General features: G+C 43.0%; 3 protein-coding genes. All 3 read left to right on the top strand.

The annotated features are described in order from the left end of the window. Positions 1 to 379: 379 nt before the first annotated feature. The 3 genes from ENN47_10045 to ENN47_10035 are packed head-to-tail and all read left to right on the top strand — an operon-like array spanning position 380 to position 4,048. On the top strand, positions 380 to 961 hold the full coding sequence (locus tag ENN47_10045) for a type II secretion system protein (protein ID HDP78503.1): 582 nt from the start codon (positions 380 to 382) through the stop codon (positions 959 to 961). Positions 962 to 970: 9 nt separating this feature from the next. Further along, entirely contained in the window at positions 971 to 1,318 is a 348-nt protein-coding gene (locus ENN47_10040) for a prepilin-type N-terminal cleavage/methylation domain-containing protein (protein HDP78502.1), read from the top strand. 15 nt (positions 1,319 to 1,333) lie between these two features. After that, a complete protein-coding gene (locus tag ENN47_10035; GenBank protein HDP78501.1) occupies positions 1,334 to 4,048 on the top strand; it encodes a hypothetical protein in 2,715 nt (904 codons plus the stop codon). Positions 4,049 to 4,232 lie beyond the last annotated feature (184 nt).

Genomic DNA, 4,232 nt, shown 5'->3' with positions numbered 1-4,232 from the left:
CTGTTAATTAGTGAGATTGTCCGTTAATACTGTCCAACAGCATGAAATAGAAGGAAGTTAATTTCCTCAATTCGACTGATTTGGGGAAATTAATTTCTGAGGAAACCGAGCGATTGACAATGAATGCCGGCCGATCGTATAGATTCATCAACGTTGCAAGCGTTCGAGTAATAACTTATTGCAGCTCCACATAAGAATCGTGAGTCCTTCAAAGCTCAGTGGATAATTAATTCTCGTCGAGACCGGAGAATTGGCATCTTGTTGCAAGCTCACAATCGAAAGACAAGACTTTGAATGAGCAACATTCAACGAAGTTAGAACTAGAGACACAAACAAGAGATAAGGATAGTCCTTATGGTATTATCTTAGGATTTTTCGAATGGACAGGGTGGTAGAAGTGAAACGAAGGAAAATTGGGATGACTCTTGTTGAACTGACAGTAGTAATGATAGTTTTCACGATTGTGCTTTCATCAGTACTCTTGATGTTCACAGATCTCATCAGAAGATCGAATATTGCTCTTGGAGAGGTAGAGAGATATTCAGAACTTTTCAAAGTTGACAGCATAATTCAGGCTGAGCTTTCAAAGGCAGGCCCAAATGTTGAAAAGATAACTCTGGTAAAGGAAAGTGAAGAGGGACCGGCAAGAGGATTGAGATATATGGTTTCTTTGCCCTTCGTCAGGGTAAAGGTGACAAAGCAGTTTTATATTAATGAAGGTAGGCTTTTCATATGGGAAAAGCAAAGTGCTCAAGGAGACTTTCCCGTTGATAGTACTGCAGATTTAATTGAGCCTCTTGACAGCGCTGAGAACATAATTTTCTCTTCCAGCTCATTTGACCATGTCGATTTGGAATTTGAGTCGGTCAACGGAGGATCGGTTTTATATAGCATAATGCTTTCTTCTCCCGATGGGACCAGACCACATAGATCCTCGGTGAGACTGATTAATGTGAAGTGAGGAGAACATATGAATAAGGGACTTTCTATGGTCGAAATGATTATCACAATGGCTGTTGTTGCAGTAATTATTGTGACAGTCTTTCAGATATTTCTCGCAATACACTCGACTCTTAGCAAGTCAAACGCGAGAATGAAGGATTACACGGAAATAAGATACGAAATCACGAATTTCTGGAGATCTGGCGGTGCTAACGATTACGGCTTGGAAGTATCTGAAGACGAGTCTTTCTTTGAGAGGTTAAATGCAGAAAATGTCTCTTCTGACTTGCTGGATAAGCTTGGAGCAGCAATAACCATAATGAGCGTACAAGATAAGAGCCGTGAAGCAACATTCACTGCAGTAATGCAGAAGTGATTGGGAGTGAGTTATATGAGAAAAGGACTGGTTTTGCCATTGACCTTGATTATTATGATGTCGGTCACGATTCTGTCTGTTGCGCTTCTGAACAGGACGTCTTCTACAACTTCAGAGCTGTTTCAGAGGATTAACAAGGCACAGCTTCAAGTTGACGGAGGGAACGCATTCTTCGCGAATTTCGGATACCTGAAGAGAAAGTTTGCTGAAGAAAGCTATCTCGATCTATCCAAGGATGATTTCTATATCTCATTGACTTCGACCCCAACAATGTATGAGGATTTTCTTGGTCTTTTCGTTAGTGATACTCTCGAATACCGGGTTTGGAAGGATTTGTTTTCTAAGTTCTCTAGTGAGCAGTTCTACAGGCCGGGATTTGATTTGACTAAGGTTTTTGATGAAGTGACGGGTGGAACCTTCGACGATATGGTTCTGATCCCTTACAAATCATCTCCAAATACTCTTCTTGCGATCGTGAGGACCTCTAAGGGGAATATGAGTGCTTACTTCTGGGGACTTGCGAGCCCGCGTTTTTTCAGCAACTGGTCGAGATTCGAACTGGAAAGCAACTCAACTGCCTTCTGGTATCCTGGATCCGTTATATATGGGCCGACTTTCTTTGGGTCCGTAGGTCAGGGCGGAGCTGGAAACGGCGGTTTCAGAATGAAGGCAACGATTCCGCCTGATCCGGACGATATTTCGGACGATGGGCCCATTTTCAATGGAGAAGTTTGGTACGAGAATGCCAATATAGATCTTTCCGGGAAGTGGGTTGGAAAAAAGACAATACGAGTGGATACTGATGGTGATGGTGATTATGATGATGAACGATTCAACAACAAGTACTATGCAGTACACGTTGAAAATGGCGAAACATGGGTATTTCTCGAGGGTTTCAATGAGGTAATTGTTGCAGATTCCTATGAAGAAGTGCAAGGAGAAATGAGAGTGAAAGGTTCAGTTATTGACTTCGTAGACAACGCTTCTTCGGGAGATTTCAACAGCCGTTTTTTACCCTGGTTTCTGCGAGCAGGGAGTATCAAGGTAAGTCAGAAGACTATAGATGACCTCGAAACGAGATTCGATGAGATGGAGGATTATTACTCCAGTCACTATTCAAACATTGCTTCACTTGAAGATTTGCTAAATGCGCTTGAGAGAGGTACTAGCTTGCCTCAGAATTCTATTGGCCTCTACTTGAAGGACACTGAGAGAAGTTCCGGTTCTCAGGTGACTGAGACCGAAACGTTACAGCAGATAAGTTGTGAAGACTCGCAATGGCTAGAAACTCTACTGATTAATGATAATGACTTCTTGGATGCGTTTGAAGCCTGGATAGTTGATGATGACCACAGGAAGCTCTCTGCGAACTCAATTCTCGGGAAGAACGATAACATAACTGATGATAGCTTCACGTATGAGGAACTGAGAGAGATAATCAGTAGCGACCACGTAACGCTCTCAGGATTTGAATTTCCGATCATTGAGGAAAGGAGAAACATTGTTCAAAGTGAAACGACCGGAAGCCTTAGCATTTTGGACTCGGCTAATAGTGTAACTATGTCGTCAGATGTTCTTCTTGGCTCTCCACTAAACAATCTTGTCGGGCCAGGAGCCTTTGAGAGCTCAACTTCATATTCGGTGATTAAGTATCAGTGGGATAGGGAAGTAAGATCATCAAGTGACAGCCACCAGATCAGGGAACGAACTCGAGTTGCGAACAGATACCCTGTGCAATATGAGACGTCGACTATCGCTTTTTCTCTTGTCTTCACCGGATGGGAATGGAGACTCAGTGGCAAGAGTGGACCTTATCAAAAGGGACCCAGGTCATGGAGTCTTAACTCAAGCATCGAGGGGCCTGTAGCAATAGCAGTATGGTCCGACTGGAATTATTCTCAATGGTCTGATTGGGAAGTGATAGGTGGAAGTGGTGGTAACGGACAAAAAGTGGCAGATGCAGATGTCTATATGTATTTGATAACTCCGTCCGATGGTTTTTCCGAGATAAATTTCGATACGACCGTCATAATGAAAGTCAACTCGGAGAACGAAGAAGACTATCCTTCCTTCACTACCGAGGCTACTACTCTTTCAAACAGAGGTTACTACGTGGTTGAGGAGGACATTGAAACAGGAGGTTCTGGAATCCCTGGAGGTATTGGAACGACACTGGGTAGAGAAGCAACTGTTATTGACGGGAGATACACAATAAGGTCAAAAGAGGGAGACATCAGGATTTATGGCGATATCCTTTATAACGATATGCTGAATGATTCAACTTTCAGAAGTTACGTCGATGAGCCGGGACTTGCCTTTGACCCAGACTACGACCCCAATGAGTCAGCATCCAACGCCTCTTTGAATGACATGCTCAATCTTGTTGCAACTAACGGGAACATTGTAATGCCTTACCAGAGCAATTCGAGTGGAAGAGATGCGATCAAGAATATCAAATTGTTTACTAACCTCTTCGCGTTCGGGAAGAATAGTGGGCATAGCAATACAGGACAGATTCTCATAGATGGCTACGATCGCTACAATGTAGATATGGGTTTTAGGCATCTGTTTGGCACTATGGTTTCTATTGAAGCAGGTCCTGCAGGGACTCTCTCGGGCGGTTTCAGGAGCCGTAACTATTACGATGAGAGACTCTACGGAAACGAAGATTTGCCATTTGCATCTCCGGAGTCGAATATTCTTGAAGTAATGGGCACATCGATGAGATAGAGAGTCCATTCTGAGAAGAAGACTTGCATTTTCAACGGAGAGATTGATCCTCATTTACCAGAGAGTGCAAGTAGATATACTAGAACCGAGGGAAGTATTGCGAAGAAAGTGTCTTTTTGACTTGTTCTTCACAAAGCTCCGTATGTAAGTATGATCGAATCAGACCTGGTGAAATATTCGTATG

The organism is Mesotoga infera (assembly GCA_011045915.1).
GTDB lineage: Bacteria > Thermotogota > Thermotogae > Petrotogales > Kosmotogaceae > Mesotoga > Mesotoga infera_D.
Note: the sequence above shows the minus strand (reverse complement) of the source record. Positions and strands in the feature narration are given on the sequence as shown.

What these genes read in the sequence shown, in the direction of transcription:
- ENN47_10045 (HDP78503.1), top strand. Translation starts at nt 380, where the DNA reads ATGGACAGGGTGGTAGAAGTGAAACGAAGGAAAATTGGGATGACTCTT.
- ENN47_10040 (HDP78502.1), top strand. Translation starts at nt 971, where the DNA reads ATGAATAAGGGACTTTCTATGGTCGAAATGATTATCACAATGGCTGTT.
- ENN47_10035 (HDP78501.1), top strand. Translation starts at nt 1,334, where the DNA reads ATGAGAAAAGGACTGGTTTTGCCATTGACCTTGATTATTATGATGTCG.